Source organism: Streptosporangium sp. NPDC049078 (genome assembly GCF_040648855.1).
Taxonomy (GTDB): Bacteria; Actinomycetota; Actinomycetes; order Streptosporangiales; family Streptosporangiaceae; genus Streptosporangium.
Genome location: NZ_JBEZEL010000009.1, coordinates 312,717 through 328,393 on the forward strand (window position 1 = coordinate 312,717; position 15,677 = coordinate 328,393).

The following is a 15,677-nucleotide window of genomic DNA, read 5'->3' on the forward strand; positions in this document are numbered from 1 at the left end:
AGGGAACGGATCCCCGCCGGGATCCGTTCCCTGTACGAGCTCTCAGCGGACGCGAACACCCGCGAGCCACACCTGACGGATCCGGCCGCGAAGGCCTCGAAGATCGAGCAGGTCGCCGTCCACGACGACGATGTCAGCCAGCCCGCCCGGCTCGATAACGCCGAGATCGTCGTGTCCGAGCAGCTTCGCCGCGCTCGACGTCGCGGCTCGCCACGCCTCGATCTCCGACATGGAGGACGCCTCGGTCATGAGTCCCAGCTCGTCCAGGTTACTGGCGGACGGGCTCCAGTACGGCGGGGTATCCGTTCCCATCGCGATCTTCACGCCGGCGTTGACCGCCAGCGCGAAACTCGCGCGGTGAGCCTCGAGCGCCTCTTGGGCGAGCGCGAGACTTTCGGCCGGTATCGGCACCCCGCTTGCCGCCGCGTCGATGATCGCACGCGTCGCCGAGAGCGTCGGGACCAGCCAGGCCTCGTTCTTCAGCATGAGGGCGACCGCCTCGTCGTCGAGATAGTAGCCGTGCTCGATCGAGCGAACCCCGTGACGCAATGCCGCTTTGATCCCCTCGGTCCCCTGCGCGTGAGCGAAGACGTAGGTTTCGGCTGCCGCAGCCTCCGCCACGATGGCTGCGAGCTCGTCGTCACGGAAGTGTGAATGCCGAGGATTGTCTCCCAGCGACATGACCCCGCCAGTCGTAGCGATCTTAATCACGTCGGCGCCGGCGCGCAGGACCTCCCGGACGCCACGCCGAACGCCGCCGGGGCCGTCCACGCCGTCGACGATCGAGCGTGGTCGGCCGGGATGCTCGAGCATCATCGGCACCGAGCGTTCTCCGCCCGATGGGAGATGCAGATCGCTGTGCCCTCCGGTCTGTGACAGCATCACGATGGCGATCTGCAGCCGCGGCCCCTCGATGAGCTTGCGCTCGATCGCCTGCTTGATGCCGAGGTCCGCCCCCGCAGCGTCTCGCGCGGAGGTGATGCCCTGGTCCAGTAGCAGGGACAGATTGCGACCGGCTTCGAAGTACTGAAGCGAGAAGGCTTGCTGTTCGGTGCGCGCGACGTTGAGATCGCGCGCCATCACGTGGACGTGACAGTCGAACAGGCCCGGAACGATCGACATTCCGGTGCAGTCGACGACCTCGTCGCCATCCAGGTCCACGCCTATCGCGACGACGCGGTCACCGGCCACGGCGACATCGGCGTCGGAGACGGAGGTGCCATCGAAGACGACGCCGTTCTTGAACACGGTACGGGAGTGCATGTGGGCTCGCTTCTCCTGGACTGATGATCCGGCTGGGGTGTATTGGCGCCGATCAGCATTCGACGACGTTGACGGCGAGGCCGCCGCGGGCGGTTTCCTTGTACTTGTCGCTCATATCCGCGCCGGTCTCCCGCATGGTCGCGATGACCTGGTCGAGGGAGACATGGTGTTCGCCGTCCCCCCAGAGCGCCATGTTCGCGGCGTTGATGGCTTTGGCCGCGGCGATGGCGTTGCGTTCGATGCACGGGATCTGGACGAGTCCGCCGACAGGGTCGCAGGTGAGGCCGAGATTGTGTTCCATGGCGATCTCGGCGGCGTTCTCGACCTGCTGGGGGGTGCCCCCGAGGATCTCGGCAAGGCCGGCGGCGGCCATCGACGAGGCGGAGCCGACCTCGCCCTGGCAGCCGACCTCTGCGCCGGAGATGGACGCGTTCGCCTTGTAGAGGGTGCCGATCGCCGCGGCGGTGAGCAGGAACCGTTGGACGATGTCGTCTCCGCCGGTGGTCGTGGATCTACTGGCCGGCGTGTAGTGCAAGGCGTAGTACAGCACGGCGGGGATGATGCCCGCGGCACCGTTCGTAGGTGCCGTGACGATACGTCCTCCGCTCGCGTTCTCCTCGTTCACGGCGAGGGCGACGAGGTTGACTCGTTGCTGCCAGTATCCGTTGGCGTGGTCGGGGTCTTCCGCGGCGAGACGGGCGGCCCATTCCCCGGCGCGGCGACGTACGCCAAGACCGCCGGGCAGAATGCCGTCGCGGGCGATCGACGAGCGGACACACGACTCCATGACATCCCACAGACCTCGCAGTAAGTGCCGGATGTCGGTTTCCGAGCGCAGGACACGTTCGTTCGCCATCATTACCTCGGCGATGCTGAACCCGGTCTCCTCGCAGACGGTGAGCAGCTCGGCCGCGGTGCGGAACGGAAAGGGCCGACGCGCCGCCGGAGGTCCGGCGTTTTTCTCGTCACCGTCACGCACGACGAAGCCGCCACCGATCGAGTAGTACGTATCCGTGGCAAGCTCCGCGCCGGTGGAGTCGAACGCGGTGAAGGACAGCGCGTTGCTGTGCCGGGCGCGGACCGTCAGCGGGCGGAGGACGAAGTCTTCGACGCGGCAGTGGATGCGATGACGGCCGCCGAGAGCGACAAACCCTGTGTCTTCGATCACGGCGAGCTTTGCGGTGATCTCCGCTGGGGTCACCGCATCGGGCCGGACTCCCTCCAGCCCGAGGAGCACGGCACTGAATGTGCCATGTCCGGCACCGGTCGCGGCGAGGGAACCGAAGATCTCCACGCGTACCTTGTCCACCCGATCGATGATCGTCTCGCCGGTGAGACGATCAACGAACTCGGCGGCGGCTCTCATGGGGCCCACCGTGTGCGAACTCGAAGGGCCGATACCGATCGTGAAAAGGTCGAACACGCCGACAGTTGGCTCCGAGACAGTCATGAATGAGGACCGTACGCACCATGGCGTCCCCGATCCATCCGATGCAGGTTTCTATCGCAGAGGCGCTCCCGCATGCGGGAAAAACATCGGAAGCGGCGTGAAATCGCCGGTTGCGTTCCCGTTCGCGTCGAGGTGGCGCCCCTCCTTCTTGAGCGTCCGCAGCACCAACGATCGATCCGCGATAGCCACTTCCGGGATGTTCTCCTCGATCGCCACCTCGAGCCGCTGAATGTCAGCCAGCGTCTTCATCCAGACGGAGAGGACGAGATTGGACGGGCCGATTGTCGAGGCGGCGAGGCGGACCTCGCTGATGCCGGCGAGGGCCGTCCCCGCCCGAGCGGTCAACCTGGCAGGGACCCGCAGGAAATACCATGCGTGCACGGGCCAGCCGGAGTGCGCCCGCGCGAGGTCGAGACGAACCACCAGGCGGCCGCTGCTCGCCATCGAAGCCATGGTCTCCCGCACGCGCCGCTCACTGACATCGAGAACCCTCGCCATCGAGGCGATGGTCACACGCCCGTTCACACCGAGCAGTTTCAGGAGCTCACGCTCAAGTTGGGAGTCGATGCGCGCCGGTTCGGGCGCGTCGGCCGAGACCGTGCGTTTGACCGCGGCGGTCTCGGCGGCGCTCAGCGAGCGGAGTCGCCACTGACCCGCGTCGGTGAACGGCGAGGAGAGGAGATGTGTCCGCGTCGCGCGGACGCCCTCAAGCCGACGCATCCGGGTCATGACGTATTCGCCGAGGGCGTCCAGGCTCTCGGCGCCCGCGATGACCAGCATGTCGCGGCCGCCTGCTGTGAGGTCGACGGTGAACGCCTCCCGGTCGGCCGCCAATGCCCGAGCGATCTCAAGGGTCGAACCAGGGTGGGATTCCACTTCGAGGATCGCGGAGGGTCCGCGAGCGTCAGCCCCCGGATGCCCGGCGACCCAGGCAAGACCGTCGCCGGACAAGCGTTCCCAGCGGCGGGAAAGCGTCACCGAATCCACCCCCACGATTGGTGCGATCGCCGCCCATCGCGCCCGAGGATGGATCTGAAGCGCGTGGATCAGTCGCCTGTCGATCTCATCCAGGCCGCGAATCTGCGGATTAATGTCTTTTTTGTCCATAAACTGTCACTTTAGTGTCGTTGGTGCACGACTATCAGCACATAACCGGACTGAAATAGTTTGATCATGATCTCGGCGATACGGTCACCGCGAGGACGTGGAGAACCTCGGCGGCACGCTTGTTACGCCGGGCCTGATCGACGCCCGCACCCACCTCGTCTACCCGGGCAACCGCGACGCCGAGCGCGATCACCGCGGCCGGTGGCGGCATCGGCTCCACCGTCACCGTGACACGCGGCACCGCCCCGTGAACCTGCGCGACGGCGTGCGCGAGCGCCTGCGTGAGACGAAGCGTCTATGTCCGCGCTGACACTGGAGTCATTGATGATGCGATTCGCCTTCCGCTCCCGATCGCCGTTCGGTGTCGTGGGCTTTCTGGTCGTCATGGAGCTGGGGAGCGGCATGCTGCAGGGGTGGTTCTCGCCTCTGCTCGCGGCGATCGGGCAGCAGTTCTCCGTCAGCGCGGGCTCCCTCAACTGGGTCAACGCGATGTACATGCTGGTCACGGTCGCGTGTGTCCCGATCCTGGCGAAGCTCGGGGACATGTTCGGCCACAAGCGGCTCCTCGTCGTCGCGGCGGCACTCGTTGCCGTCGGCTCGCTGGTCGTCGCCTTCGCGCCGACCTTCGAGCTGTTCCTTCTCGGTCGCGCGCTTCAGGCGCCGCTGGCGGCTTTCCTGCCGCTTGAGTTCGCGATCGTCCGCTCCCGCGACGTGAAGTCGGCAAGCAGGAACATCGGCGTCCTGGTCGGTGCCCTCACTCTCGGCGCGGCTGTCGGCTCACTCGCCTCTGGCCTGCTGTACGCCTCGACGCAGAACCTGAACGTGGTCCTGCTGTTCCCCGCGATCTTCATCGCCCTGTGCGTTCCGGTGGTGATCTTTCTCGTGCCCGAGACGACCGTGCGCAAGAAAGGCCGTATCGACTGGGCGGGCGCGATCCTGCTCACGGCCGGTCTCCTCGCCACCCTCACGGGAATTTCGAACGGCGGCGCCTGGGGCTGGCTCGAGGCGAGGACCCTCTCTCTGGTGCTCGGCGGCGTCGTCGTGCTCACGCTCTGGGTGTTCGTGGAGCGCCGGGTGGAGAACCCCCTGGTCGATCTGTCGATGCTGGCGAAGAGCGGCATCGGCCTGCCGATCGTCGTATCCGCCCTCTTCGGGGCGCAGACCTACGGCGGGCAGACCGCGAGCTTCCTCTGGCTTCTCAGCGATCCGGCCCGGGAGGGGTACGGACTCGGTCTGCCCCCGGCCGGTGCCGGCGCCATCATCGTGCTCTACGCGATCGCCGCGTTCGCCGGGACGCTGCTCGGCGAACGCCTTGCGCGGTGGGTCACCCCGCCGAGAGCCGTCGCGCTGGCCGGCGTCGTCGCGGGGGCGAGCTTCGCCCTCATGATCATCTTCTCCGGATCGACGGCGATGTTCATCGGTTGGATGGCCTTGGGCGGTCTTTCCGCCGGTGTCCTCCTCGCCGTCCTCCCCTCGATCGTGGTGCGCAACGCACCCGCCGATTCCGTGGGCATCGCCTCGGCGTTGTTCAACACCGCGCGCACTGCGGCGGGCGCGGTCGCGGGCGCCGTCTTCGCGCTGGTGATGTCCCTCTTCGTCACCACGCGGAGCGTCGAAGGATCGACCGCGGTGAGTTCGACGCCCCTGTCGTTCTTCGCCGTCTGGGGGATCTGCCTGGTGATCTCCCTGGCGCTCTCCGCCCTCGCCCTGCGGATGCGCGTGGCGAGAGAACCTGACACCGACGAGACATCCACCGTCGAATCCCCCACCGCCGAGCCGATCGAGGAAAGATGACCATCGCAAAACGCCCTTCCCATCCGGAATCGTCCAACTCTGTCCGGGAGGCGATCCTCGCCTCCCGGACGGAATGGGAGGAGTCCGCGATCGCACTCAGCCGAGAGATACACCGAGTTCCCGAGATCGCCTTCCAGGAGCGCCACGCGTCGACCCTCGTCGCGCGAGAGCTCGAGGCCGCGGGCTTCGACGTCGCGATCGGCGCGTATGGACTCGACACCGCGGTCGAGGCGACCTATGGGAGCGGCGACGTGACCGTGGCGATCTGCGCCGAGTACGACGCGCTCCCCGGCATCGGTCACGCGTGCGGTCACAACATCATCGGCGCGGCAGCCGTCGGCGCGGCCATCGCACTGACGGCTGTCGCCGATCGAATCGGCCTCCGTATCAAGCTGCTCGGCACCCCCGCGGAGGAGCACGGCGGCGGAAAGGTGATCATGCTGGATGCGGGCGCGTGGGACGACGTCACGTTCTCCCTCATGGTGCACGGTGCTCCCGGCGAGGACGTCCGCTGCCTCGATGTCCGCACGCAGGCCGTGTGCCGATTGCACATCATGTTCCAAGGCCGGCCGGGGCATACGGGCGGGCCTACTCCGAGCAGCGACAACGCCTCAAACGCGGCGACAATCGGACTCGTCGCCCTCGGTCTGCTCCGCCAGCATCTCCCCGACGGCGTTCGCGCCAATGCGTTCGTTTCCGAGGGCGGGCAGACGACCAATGTCGTCCCCGCCGCGGCCGCCGTGCGTGTCGAGGTTCGGGCCGACACCCTTGAGGACCTGCAGGAGACACGACGACGAATTCTCACCTGCTTCGAGGGAGGAGCGACGGCGGCGGGATGCACATGGAGCTGGGATGAAGCGGAGCCGACATACGCCGACATGCGGCAGGATCCGATCCTGGCAGCCGCATGGGACCGCAGCCTTGCATCGCTCGGCCGCGAAATACGCGAACGGCCGCGCCCCGCGGCCGGGTCCACCGACATGGGAAACGTGTCGCACGCGGTGCCATCGATTCACCCTCTTATCGCGGTCCTCGGGAGTACGTCCTGGCCGCACACCCCCGAGTTCACCGCGGACGCGACAGGCCCGGCCGCGGAACGCGCCGCCATCGACGGCGCCCTGGCGATGGCTCTCACCGTCGTCGACGTCGTCACGGGACCTCACCTCGGTCAACTCTCACATGAGGCGTTGCGCGCGGGTCTCGAGCCCACCGGGACGTGAGTCGGGAACGCGCCGAGCGTCATCACCGGTACTGCGGTCATCGGAGGTCGGTACCACGGACACACCCATGTTGGTACTGAGGGCAGATGTCACACCGTCGACGGATTCCTGGCGTGGGGGGTGATCGTTTCTCAGGATCTGACCAAACGCTACGGCGAGAAGACCGTCGTCGACGACCTGTCGTTCACCGTCCGTCCCGGGGTGGTGACCGGATTCCTCGGGCCGAACGGCGCGGGGAAATCGACGACGATGCGATCCGTCAGGCGGAGCGGCTGCGCCCGGACCTGGTCATCATGGACGTGCGGATGCCCGGGACAGACGGCATCGAGGCCACCCGGCAGATCATTGCCGGCCTACGCGAGACCAGAGTCCTTCTCCTCACGACGTTCGACGTCGACGAGTACGTGATCGCGGGGCTGGAGGCGGGCGCGAGCGGGTTCCTGACCAAGGACGCGGAGCCGACGGAGATCCTTTCTGCGATCCGGGCCATCGCCGCTGGAGATGCGGTGATAGCGCCGAGCGCCACTCGGCGTCTGCTCGACCGGCTCGCCGCGACACCCCTGTCGTGGCGCGACAACGAGGATCGGTCATTGGCGCTCGCCGCGGTCACGGCCTTGACGGACCGGGAACGCGAGATCCTCGTGGCAATCGGCGAGGGCGCCACGAACGCGGAGATCGCCACGCGCCTGCATCTCGCGGAGTCGACTGTGAAGGACTACGTAGGGCGGGTGTTCGCGAAGATCGGAGCTCGCGACCGGGTGCATGCGGTCATCATCGCGTTCCGCGCCGGTGCAGTTCCGTACCGCTGAGATCGCCTCTGCCGACCGTCTTTGGCCAGGGATTGACCCTTAGCCGGGCTGTTCAGAGAGGAGAGAGCCCCGCCGGGTCGCTCTCGAGGGTTGTTCTGTGGCCGTCATGCGCGTCCGGCTTCGTGTGAGGGCCCGCGGCGATGTTCCCGCTGCGCGGGGACGTACCAATGAGTAACCGGCGAGCAACCACGGCCGATCTCGCCTCGCCGCCGAGGCCCCAAACCGGCCCAAAACCACCGGTCAAATTAGGTCATAAGTGGTGGGGCGCCAGGGATTCGAACCCTGAACCCACGGATTAAAAGTCGTGAGGATCTATGTCGGACCCAATCTCTCAGATTCCGCTCACCCTCCATACGGGCGAGTGATGATCTCCAGGTTGTGGCCGTTGGGGTCGGACCAGTACAGGCCGCGACCGCCGTCGTTGGTGTTGATCTGACCCGGCCGCTGGTGGAACGGGTCGGCCCAGAAGGTGAGTCCGCGGTCCTTGATCCGGCCCCAGATCTGGTCGAACTCCTCCTCAGTGACCAGGAAGGCATAGTGCTGGGGATGCACGGGACCATCGGCTCCGGCGACGTCGAGAGACACTTCGTTGCCGAGATCGACGACGAGGAACGGCCCGAAGGCCGTCGCGGGCGGCAGACCGAGAATCTCCACCAGAAACGCGGCGGTCTCCTCGCGGTCACGGGCTGCCACGATAGTGTGGTTCAACCGCACTGACATGTCGATCTCCTTCCCAGACGGTCCCTACGCGGGGGTACGACAAGGGCCGCGACGTCTTTCGCCTCCTCGTTTCCATGATAGGAGCGGCCGCCAGGCCGGGTGAGTGCCCGCCGGAGCAACGGCGCATGGGCCAGATTGGGGGCCGAGCGTTCGATTTCGGCGGCGGCCCGGCTGTTCTCCGATGGGCCGATCACGAGCCGGAATGTGACGTTGCTGCGCCGGCACCGTGAAGGCGCGGGCCAAGGGCATCTGGGCATGCGATCTGTTCCACGTCGACACGGTCTTCCTCAAGAGGCTCTACGTTCTGTTTTTCATCGAGCGCCCCCTACTTGGGTCCGTGTCCGGGAAGATCGGGGCACCCCACTCTTGCCTGCCCGAACCGTGCCGGGGGCGGACGTTCACCAAGCCGAAGGGCAAGGGCAAACGGTCCATCGCCTTACCTCCTACCCTGATCATCCTTCTCAAGCGCCACAAGGAGTCTCAGAGGCTCGAACGGGAAGCGGCGGGGAAGCTGGAAAGACTGGGATCTCGTGTGGTGCACGCCGGACGGAAGCCCGATCGATGCCGGGGACGACTGGGACGGCTGGCAGGAAGTCCTGCGACTCGCCGAGATCGACAAGGACGCCCGCGTTCGCGACGCGCGTCATACGGCCGCGACACTCCTGCTTGAACAAGGGGTGGACATCCGAGTGATTCAGGCGGTCCTCGGCCATTCCCAGCTGACCACGACCAAGCGGTATACCCACATCACGGAGGCACTGGCGATCGAGGCGGCGGGCACTGTGGGACGGCTGACGGCAACGAACTGGTCGTAACTGCAACTGGAAATGCAACTGGGCAGGCTTCCCGATCATGGAAAATGGGAAGTCTGCCCAGTTCATTGGGGTAGGGCGCCTGGGACTCGAACCCAGAACCTACGGATTAAAAGTGGAGGGCGCTTATTGGCTTTCTCAGTGCTCTGACCTGGCGCCTTCGAGCGATGCCTCGTCGGGTCCAGCGCGGGCAATCCGCACATAGTCCGGATCTTGAAACCTTCCGTTGCCTCCTAGGATGTGCGACTCATGCTGGATCCGATCACGTCGATGGAGAGTTTCATGCTGGAGACCCAACGCTTGGTCATGCGTCGGTGGCAGGAGACCGACCGGGAGCCTTACGCGGCGTTGAACGCCGACCCTGAGGTCACGGAGTTTCTCTCCTCGGCTCTCACCCCGGAGCAGAGCGATCGAATGGTCGATCGCATCGAGGCGGGATTCGATAGGTACGGCTATGGGTTGTGGGCGCTCGAAGTCCGCGAGACGCGACAGTTCATCGGCTGGACCGGTTTGGCGGTGCAGACCTTCGAGGCGCACTTCACGCCGGCGGTCGAGATTGGCTGGCGGCTGGCCCGTTCCGCGTGGGGCCATGGTTACGCCACGGAAGCGGCCCGCGCGGCACTGGCCCACGGTTTCGAGGTGGCGGAACTGACGGAGATCGTGTCCATGACCACCGTGTCCAATATCCGTTCCCGTGCGGTGATGGAGCGGCTGGGAATGACCCGAGATCCGGCGGATGACTTCGATTACCCGCTCGTTCCGGCGGAGAGTCCGGTCCGCCATGCGGTGCTCTATCGGCTCAGCGCCGACCGGTGGCGCTCCTTGTGACGACCCGTGAGGATAATCAAAGAAGAATTCTTGCCGATCCGGCGAGCCGGTATTGAGGAACCAAGCACCGGATCGTTCAAGGGCGGTACCAGCTTCAACGCTGTACAACAGTTTACAAGATCTCGGTACGCGACCCTCTGACCTGCCGCGTTCCAGGTCAGGGGCGGTTTCGTCTTGCCCGCGAGTCCCCGTGATTCCCCCTTGGTGACCCTCCTGACGGGCACGCAACGGGCACGGCCGCCGATCTTCTGCGCGGTGCTCGGTGGGCCGGGGCTGAGGAACGAAGTCCCGGCCCGTCGATCGCCCTCAACCCCGTGTGGTGATCAACCACAGCGCGATCGGAACCTGTAGTGGTGTGATGGCCCATCCTTACCTCAACCACACTCAGACCCTCTCCCCATGAGCCCCAATCATCCTGGAGCTGAAACCCCGCCGAAAGCGAAGAAGCTTGTCCGACGAAAGCGACCAAGGTGCACAATTACCTCATGCGTGAGCGGAAGTTCCTCCTCTTCATTCCGGCAGCCCTATCTATGGGGGCAGCGGTATTCATGAGTTCGTCACTCACGCTCGGGTTCGCTCTGCTGATACTGGCCATGCTCATAGCACTTGGCTTCGGAGTCTGGGGGGTGCACCATGCGAATGCGGAACGCAACCGGCGCGAGCAGCATGAGGGGGAACCTGCTCGTAGTGCTTGGGCGGCGGCGGGCCGGTGGTTGGCGAGGCACTGACGTACGGCGGGGTGTGCCCATGGCGATGCCCCGCGCGGCGCCCGCGCCGTGACCGGCCCCCAGGCCGCATGCGCGGCGCGGGAGCGCCGGCGCGGGGCGTACGGCGGCGCGGTGCGCCGCCGCTTGATACCTACTAAGAACAATTCGGCAGTGATCGCGGTACGACACGTATCAGCGGCTACGCTCCGGAATCGAGCAGGTTCTGGACGCCTGCCAAGAAAATCGGCCCGAGCACCGCCGACGCGTTGCTGAGATAGCCTGTGATGCGCTTCAGGAGAGATCCTTTTTCCTCTTGATCCAAGGTGCCGTTATTCCCCTTCTCCTCGATCTCATCGATGGTCTCGTGTAGCCCCTTGGCGTCCTGCTCTTCTAGACCCAGCGATGGGATCTGGGATCGAACCCCTTCAAGCACTTCCATGATCTTTTTTATATCGACCTTCTGGTCCTGCGTCTGCGTGACGTTTCCGTGCCCGGTCACGCCGAGTTGGCCAGTGAAGTCCCCGCCGACGTGGATGTTCTGGTTACCGCTCACGGTCTTCCCCTTCAGGTATGCGTAGATGTTCCATGGGTGCTGCTGGACACAGTCGGCGCCTTCAATAGTGATCCGCGCCGTTGAGTTCGGGCCAAGCGCGGCATAGGGCACGACCAGCCCCTTGTCGCTTAGCCAGCTCAACGCATGGTCGAAGTGCTTGATTTCGAAGGGGTAACCCCAGAAATGAGACAACGGGTGCGTGAAGAATCTAGCCAGGTTGATATATGAGTCGTCGTATTCCTCCTGGTCCAGCCAGTGGAGGAGAGCATGACGGCAGGCGTCGCGGTTCGCATCACGGGTTTCGCGCTGAGTACGGGCGCGTTCCGCTTCTCGTCTGCCGTTGTGGGTCAGGCTCAGGCGACAGTCCTGGATGGTGGTGGTCGTGGGCTCTACCACGATGGTGTGCCGACTGTGCAGGCCCTCGATGATGAGCCTTGCGTTCTCTTCGAACAGTGGAATATCTCCGGTGCGGTTCGTCGCCTCCGCCAGCTCTCGAAGCCGGATTGGGCGGCCGCGGTGCTTCGAGTCGTACTCGAAAAGCAAGTCCAGGACGAGGTGCTCGGCAACCCCGCCGTCAGTCTGGCTCAGGCCGTAGTGTATTGGCTTGCTCACAAAGAGATCTTATCGGTGCGGAAGGTGTTTTGGATCGCTCCCGGGTGTAGAGCGCCAGGGCCACGGTTTTGGTGCCTCGTGGGGATACCCGCAGATTAGAGGGGCTCAAGCAGGTGGACCCCATCGTGCTGGCGTACGGCTGGCGGGTGGTCGTGGTGCATGGCGTCGAGGACGCGGATGGCGAATGCCTCGGAGGCGAGTTCTTGGACCTCGTCCGCGGTAACCCAGCGGAACGCGCGGGTTTCGTCGGTTTCGGTGAGGTGGCCGCCGATGACTTTGCAGCGGAAGACGAGGGCGATGATGCCGCGTGTCATGTTCTTGTAGACGCCGGTGAGGGTGACGGGCTCGACGTGCAGGCCGGTCTCTTCGTGGATCTCTCGGAGTAGGCCGGTGGTGATGTCCTCGTCGCGCTCCAGGACTCCGCCGGGTGCTTCCCAGTGGTCGTTGTCTCGGCGTTGGGTGAGGAGGGCGCGGCCCTGGTCGTCGATGATCACGCCTGCCACGCTGACGGAGTGCTGCGGGTGGTGGTGATCCATCGGATGTCCTCCGGGGCTGCTGATCGCTATTCTCGGACTGCGGTACACGTATGTACGAGTTGAGGAGTTGTTGGTCGTGGCCGAGCTGCCGTTTCCGGATCTGGACCCGACCAGCGATCGGGCCGTCTTCCGGCAGATCGCCGATCACATCAGGCAGGCGATCGAGCAAGGCACTCTGGCCGAAGGTGACAAGGTGCCCTCGGAAGCTCGGCTCATGCAACACTACGGCGTCGCGCGGATGACCATTCGCAACGCGCTCCAGGTCCTCCAGGGCGAAGGGCTGACAGTGGCCGAGCATGGGCGCGGGGTCTTCGTCCGCTCTCATCCTCCGGTGCGGCGGCTGGCTTCTGACCGGTTCGCGCGTCGTCATCGTGAGCAGGGCAAGGCCGCGTTCATCGTGGAGACCGAGGGTGCGGGTGGGAGGCCGACCGTCGATTCCATCGAGATCACCGAGGGGCGGCCTTCTGCGGAGGTCGCCGGACTGCTCGGGATCGGCTCGGAAGATCAGGTGATCGTCCGGTCGCGCCGGTATCTGATCAACGGTCAGCCGGTGGAGACGGCTGTGTCGTACATTCCGGCGGAGATCGCGCGGGATACGCGGATCGCGCAGCCGGACAGTGGTCCGGGTGGGATCTACGCGCGGCTGGAGGAGTTGGGGTTTCGGCTGGATCGTTTCGTGGAGGAGATTCGGTCTCGGATGCCGTTGCGGGATGAGGTGCGGGCGTTGAAGCTGGCGCCGGGTGTTCCGGTGTTTCACCTGGTGCGTACGGCTTATGCCGCTGATGGTCGTGCGGTGGAGGTGTGCGACACGGTGATGTCGAGTGATGCCTATGTGCTCTCGTATGAGCTGCCTGCGCGATAACGCTTGACGAACTCCTCTAGAGGAGTCATAACTGTCTTACGCGCTTACTCCTCTAGTCGAGCAGACGTCTACTGGAGGCGGGTCCACTGAGCGCGAAGCATCGACTTGAGGGGCACACGTCATGACCGGGCAGGCATGCATTTCATGCGACGGCAAAGGGTGGAAGTACGTAAGCCAGCGGCGTGCCCTGATCGGCGGTCCGCGCGGATCGGCCCTGTCCTTCATCCGTGTCCGAGACGACTGCTCCCTGTGCCAGGGGCAGGCAGTCGCCCCCGCTCCGATCACGAACTCCCGCGCATGAACGCCCTACCACCTGCGGGACGCCTCGTCCTCGGCGACGTCTGTTCTCCGGTGGGCGCGGCGGAGTCCTTGAAGGTGGAGCTGGAGCGGTGCGGGATCGATGCCGACGTCAACGGCGGTTACGGGCTGGCCGTGGTGTCGGTCTGGACGGGATTGACCGTCTGGTCGGACGGCTTGGTCTTCTGGTGGAGTACGGGGCGCTTGGATGCCAGGCACGGCCGGGTGCTGTATGCCTGGCACGCTGCGGCGGAGCCTGACCGGGCCGCGCGGCGGGTGGCGTTCCGCTACACCGACCTTCGGAGGGCTCATCCCCTGCCCGATGTGATGGCGGGGGCTCATCGTGCCGATCCTGTCTGATGAGTGCGTCGGCATCAGTCCGCACGTGGTCATGGCCCAGCGTGATCATGATCGTTTGGAGTGGCGGAAGCCGAACGGGGCTCTGGGGCGGGCGCACCCGGAGGCGTGGACGTGCGTGTGCCGGGCCACGATCTACGAACTTCACGTTGGTGCCGGGCAAGGATTCATCCGGCGGACCGTCCGGCGCGACGGTAATCATCAAGTCCATGACAGTCGAGTGTGGGGGGTCACCGAAGCTCGGGCCGTCTGGTCGGCGCTGCTGGCTGGGCGGGCTCGGTAGACGAGTGTGGTGGTGCGGTGACTGGCTGCGGAGGGCGCCGGAGGTCTCGCACCGCCACACTCCTGACCTGCGAGAGAGCGTTCGCTTTTCAAGCGAAGAGTTCGCATCTATGCTGACGACAAGTCGAGTAGTTGGGTTATTAACATGTCCGTTTCCGGTGATGAGTACGCGCCTCCGAAGTATGCCCAGATCGTTGCGGCGATCCGGCACAAGATCGCGGACGGCACGTATCCGCCGGGCTCCATGCTGCCGTCAGAGTCGCAACTGGTCCGGGAGTTCGCGGTCAGCCGTCCCACCGTGGTGCGGGCGCTGCAGGTGTTGCAGCTGCGGGGCTTCATCGACCGGGAGCATGGCAAGGGGTCGTATGTGAAGATGGCGCCTCCGCTGGCTGAGGAGGACTTCTCCCGGCCTGGCCGTGCCGTCCTCGATCGTGCGGAAGCCGGCCAGGGGGCTGCGGTGCTGGAGGCGGGGCCTCGTCCGGCTCCGGCGAACATCGCCGCGACGTTGGCTCTGCCTACCGGGGCGCCGGTCATGATGCGTCGAATCCTGCTGAGCGACGGTGATGATCCGTGTGAGCTGGTCACCTTCTGGTGTCCGATCGAGCTGGCCGAGGGGACCGATCTGGGCAAGGCGCTGCCGTTGACGGCGGGCATTCGTCAGCACGTGCAGGCGGTCAAGGGGCTTCGGCTGGATCACGTCATCGAACGGCTGGCGGCTCGTCACCCCACGGCTGATGAGATGAAGCTGTTGGGGCTGGGTAAGACGGCGGCGGTCATGGGGGTGACGGCTCGGGTCTTCGCCGGGAATCGTCATGTCATGGTCATCGAGGTTGCCTTGCCGGGGACGCTTCACGAGCTGGAAGACACCTACTCTCTGTAGTGTGATGTAGGCCACACATCGAAACGGAAACTCGTCTTGTCGAGTGTCCGTTCATCGTTTAGCTTCAACTTGACAGTACGAGTTAGCAACAGAACAAGCGAACAACAGGAGAACACATCATGGCCATCCAAGGCCCCATCCCCGTCAGCTTCGACCAGGTCTTCCCGCACGGCTGCTACGTCGTCGGCGAGGTCGAGCAGGTCAAGGACTTCACCGCCTCGACCGGCGGACGCACCGTCTACGCCAAGGACAAGACCACCGGAGAGCTCGTCTGGCAGGTCGCCGTCATGGACGCCGACCCCACCCTCAAGGCCGGACAGAAGACGGTCGCGGTCAAGATCCTGTCCCCCGTCCAGCCGGTTCCCCCGCCCTCGCTGCCCAACATGCCGTTCGTCCCGGTGGAGTTCGACGGCATGACTGCCACCGCCTACGTCGCCGAGAAGACGGGTCGTCTGGCCTGGTCCCTGCGGGCGACCGCGATGCGCGCTCCCCGTTCGGCTGCGGCTCCGGCCAAGGCGTCGGCCGGTAAGGACATCGCGGCCTGACACGCAAGCGGGGCCGCTGGAACTGGCATTCCGGCGGCCCCTC

The 15,677-nt window shown here is 65.4% G+C and carries 15 protein-coding genes and 2 pseudogenes; 11 read left to right on the plus strand and 6 right to left on the minus strand.

Going from position 1 to position 15,677, the window contains the following annotated elements; translation table 11 throughout:
- Positions 1 to 42: 42 nt before the first annotated feature.
- Genes AB0B90_RS17695 through AB0B90_RS17705 form a run of 3 tightly spaced genes read right to left on the minus strand, consistent with a single transcriptional unit; the run spans position 43 to position 3,820 of the window.
- Positions 43 to 1,263 (minus strand): amidohydrolase family protein, encoded by a 1,221-nt coding sequence (locus tag AB0B90_RS17695; protein WP_362923418.1) that lies wholly within the window; start codon positions 1,261 to 1,263, stop codon positions 43 to 45.
- 52 nt (positions 1,264 to 1,315) lie between these two features.
- On the minus strand, positions 1,316 to 2,713 hold the full coding sequence (locus AB0B90_RS17700; RefSeq protein WP_362923420.1) for an L-serine ammonia-lyase: 1,398 nt from the start codon (positions 2,711 to 2,713) through the stop codon (positions 1,316 to 1,318).
- Between the two features lie 51 nt (positions 2,714 to 2,764).
- Positions 2,765 to 3,820: an Lrp/AsnC family transcriptional regulator gene (locus AB0B90_RS17705; RefSeq protein ID WP_362923422.1), complete on the minus strand. Its 1,056-nt coding sequence runs from the start codon at positions 3,818 to 3,820 to the stop codon at positions 2,765 to 2,767.
- Positions 3,821 to 3,911: 91 nt separating this feature from the next.
- Here AB0B90_RS17705 and AB0B90_RS17710 point away from each other — a divergent pair.
- From AB0B90_RS17710 to AB0B90_RS17730, 5 genes and pseudogenes are all read left to right on the plus strand, one after another.
- Positions 3,912 to 4,068: pseudogene (locus tag AB0B90_RS17710) on the plus strand (imidazolonepropionase); the annotation flags it as partial.
- Between the two features lie 76 nt (positions 4,069 to 4,144).
- Positions 4,145 to 5,614 carry an MFS transporter gene (locus tag AB0B90_RS17715; protein ID WP_362923424.1) on the plus strand — a complete coding sequence of 490 codons (1,470 nt, stop codon included), beginning with the start codon at positions 4,145 to 4,147 and terminating at the stop codon, positions 5,612 to 5,614.
- The gene (locus tag AB0B90_RS17720) at positions 5,611 to 6,834 is read left to right on the plus strand and encodes an amidohydrolase (RefSeq protein WP_362923426.1); all 1,224 of its coding nucleotides are present in this window, start codon (positions 5,611 to 5,613) and stop codon (positions 6,832 to 6,834) included. The genes AB0B90_RS17715 and AB0B90_RS17720 overlap by 4 nt, the downstream gene beginning before the upstream one ends.
- A 120-nt stretch (positions 6,835 to 6,954) precedes the next feature.
- Positions 6,955 to 7,095, plus strand: a pseudogene (locus AB0B90_RS17725) (ATP-binding cassette domain-containing protein); the annotation flags it as partial.
- Between the two features lie 32 nt (positions 7,096 to 7,127).
- Entirely contained in the window at positions 7,128 to 7,643 is a 516-nt protein-coding gene (locus AB0B90_RS17730) for a response regulator transcription factor (protein WP_350941373.1), read from the plus strand.
- Between the two features lie 342 nt (positions 7,644 to 7,985).
- On the opposite strand, the gene AB0B90_RS17735 is transcribed toward AB0B90_RS17730, so the two are convergent.
- Entirely contained in the window at positions 7,986 to 8,363 is a 378-nt protein-coding gene (locus AB0B90_RS17735) for a VOC family protein (protein ID WP_362923428.1), read from the minus strand.
- A gap of 530 nt (positions 8,364 to 8,893) precedes the next feature.
- Here AB0B90_RS17735 and AB0B90_RS17740 point away from each other — a divergent pair.
- Positions 8,894 to 9,178 carry a tyrosine-type recombinase/integrase gene (locus AB0B90_RS17740; RefSeq protein WP_362923430.1) on the plus strand — a complete coding sequence of 95 codons (285 nt, stop codon included), beginning with the start codon at positions 8,894 to 8,896 and terminating at the stop codon, positions 9,176 to 9,178.
- 246 nt (positions 9,179 to 9,424) lie between these two features.
- Positions 9,425 to 10,003 (plus strand): GNAT family N-acetyltransferase, encoded by a 579-nt coding sequence (locus AB0B90_RS17745; protein ID WP_350941370.1) that lies wholly within the window; start codon positions 9,425 to 9,427, stop codon positions 10,001 to 10,003.
- A 906-nt stretch (positions 10,004 to 10,909) separates the two neighbouring features.
- On the opposite strand, the gene AB0B90_RS17750 is transcribed toward AB0B90_RS17745, so the two are convergent.
- Both AB0B90_RS17750 and AB0B90_RS17755 read right to left on the minus strand, forming a co-directional pair.
- The gene (locus AB0B90_RS17750) at positions 10,910 to 11,875 is read right to left on the minus strand and encodes a hypothetical protein (RefSeq protein WP_362923432.1); all 966 of its coding nucleotides are present in this window, start codon (positions 11,873 to 11,875) and stop codon (positions 10,910 to 10,912) included.
- A gap of 95 nt (positions 11,876 to 11,970) precedes the next feature.
- On the minus strand, positions 11,971 to 12,411 hold the full coding sequence (locus AB0B90_RS17755; RefSeq protein WP_362923434.1) for an NUDIX domain-containing protein: 441 nt from the start codon (positions 12,409 to 12,411) through the stop codon (positions 11,971 to 11,973).
- A 76-nt stretch (positions 12,412 to 12,487) separates the two neighbouring features.
- Between AB0B90_RS17755 and AB0B90_RS17760 the strand changes: the two genes are divergently transcribed.
- From AB0B90_RS17760 to AB0B90_RS17775, 4 genes are all read left to right on the plus strand, one after another.
- Entirely contained in the window at positions 12,488 to 13,273 is a 786-nt protein-coding gene (locus AB0B90_RS17760; protein ID WP_362923436.1) for a GntR family transcriptional regulator, read from the plus strand.
- 297 nt (positions 13,274 to 13,570) lie between these two features.
- Positions 13,571 to 13,930 carry a hypothetical protein gene (locus tag AB0B90_RS17765; RefSeq protein ID WP_362923438.1) on the plus strand — a complete coding sequence of 120 codons (360 nt, stop codon included), beginning with the start codon at positions 13,571 to 13,573 and terminating at the stop codon, positions 13,928 to 13,930.
- 424 nt (positions 13,931 to 14,354) lie between these two features.
- Complete coding sequence (locus AB0B90_RS17770; protein WP_362923440.1) at positions 14,355 to 15,089, plus strand: GntR family transcriptional regulator; 735 nt, start codon at positions 14,355 to 14,357, stop codon at positions 15,087 to 15,089.
- 119 nt (positions 15,090 to 15,208) lie between these two features.
- On the plus strand, positions 15,209 to 15,634 hold the full coding sequence (locus AB0B90_RS17775) for a plasmid replication, integration and excision activator (RefSeq protein ID WP_362923442.1): 426 nt from the start codon (positions 15,209 to 15,211) through the stop codon (positions 15,632 to 15,634).
- Positions 15,635 to 15,677: the final 43 nt, after the last annotated feature.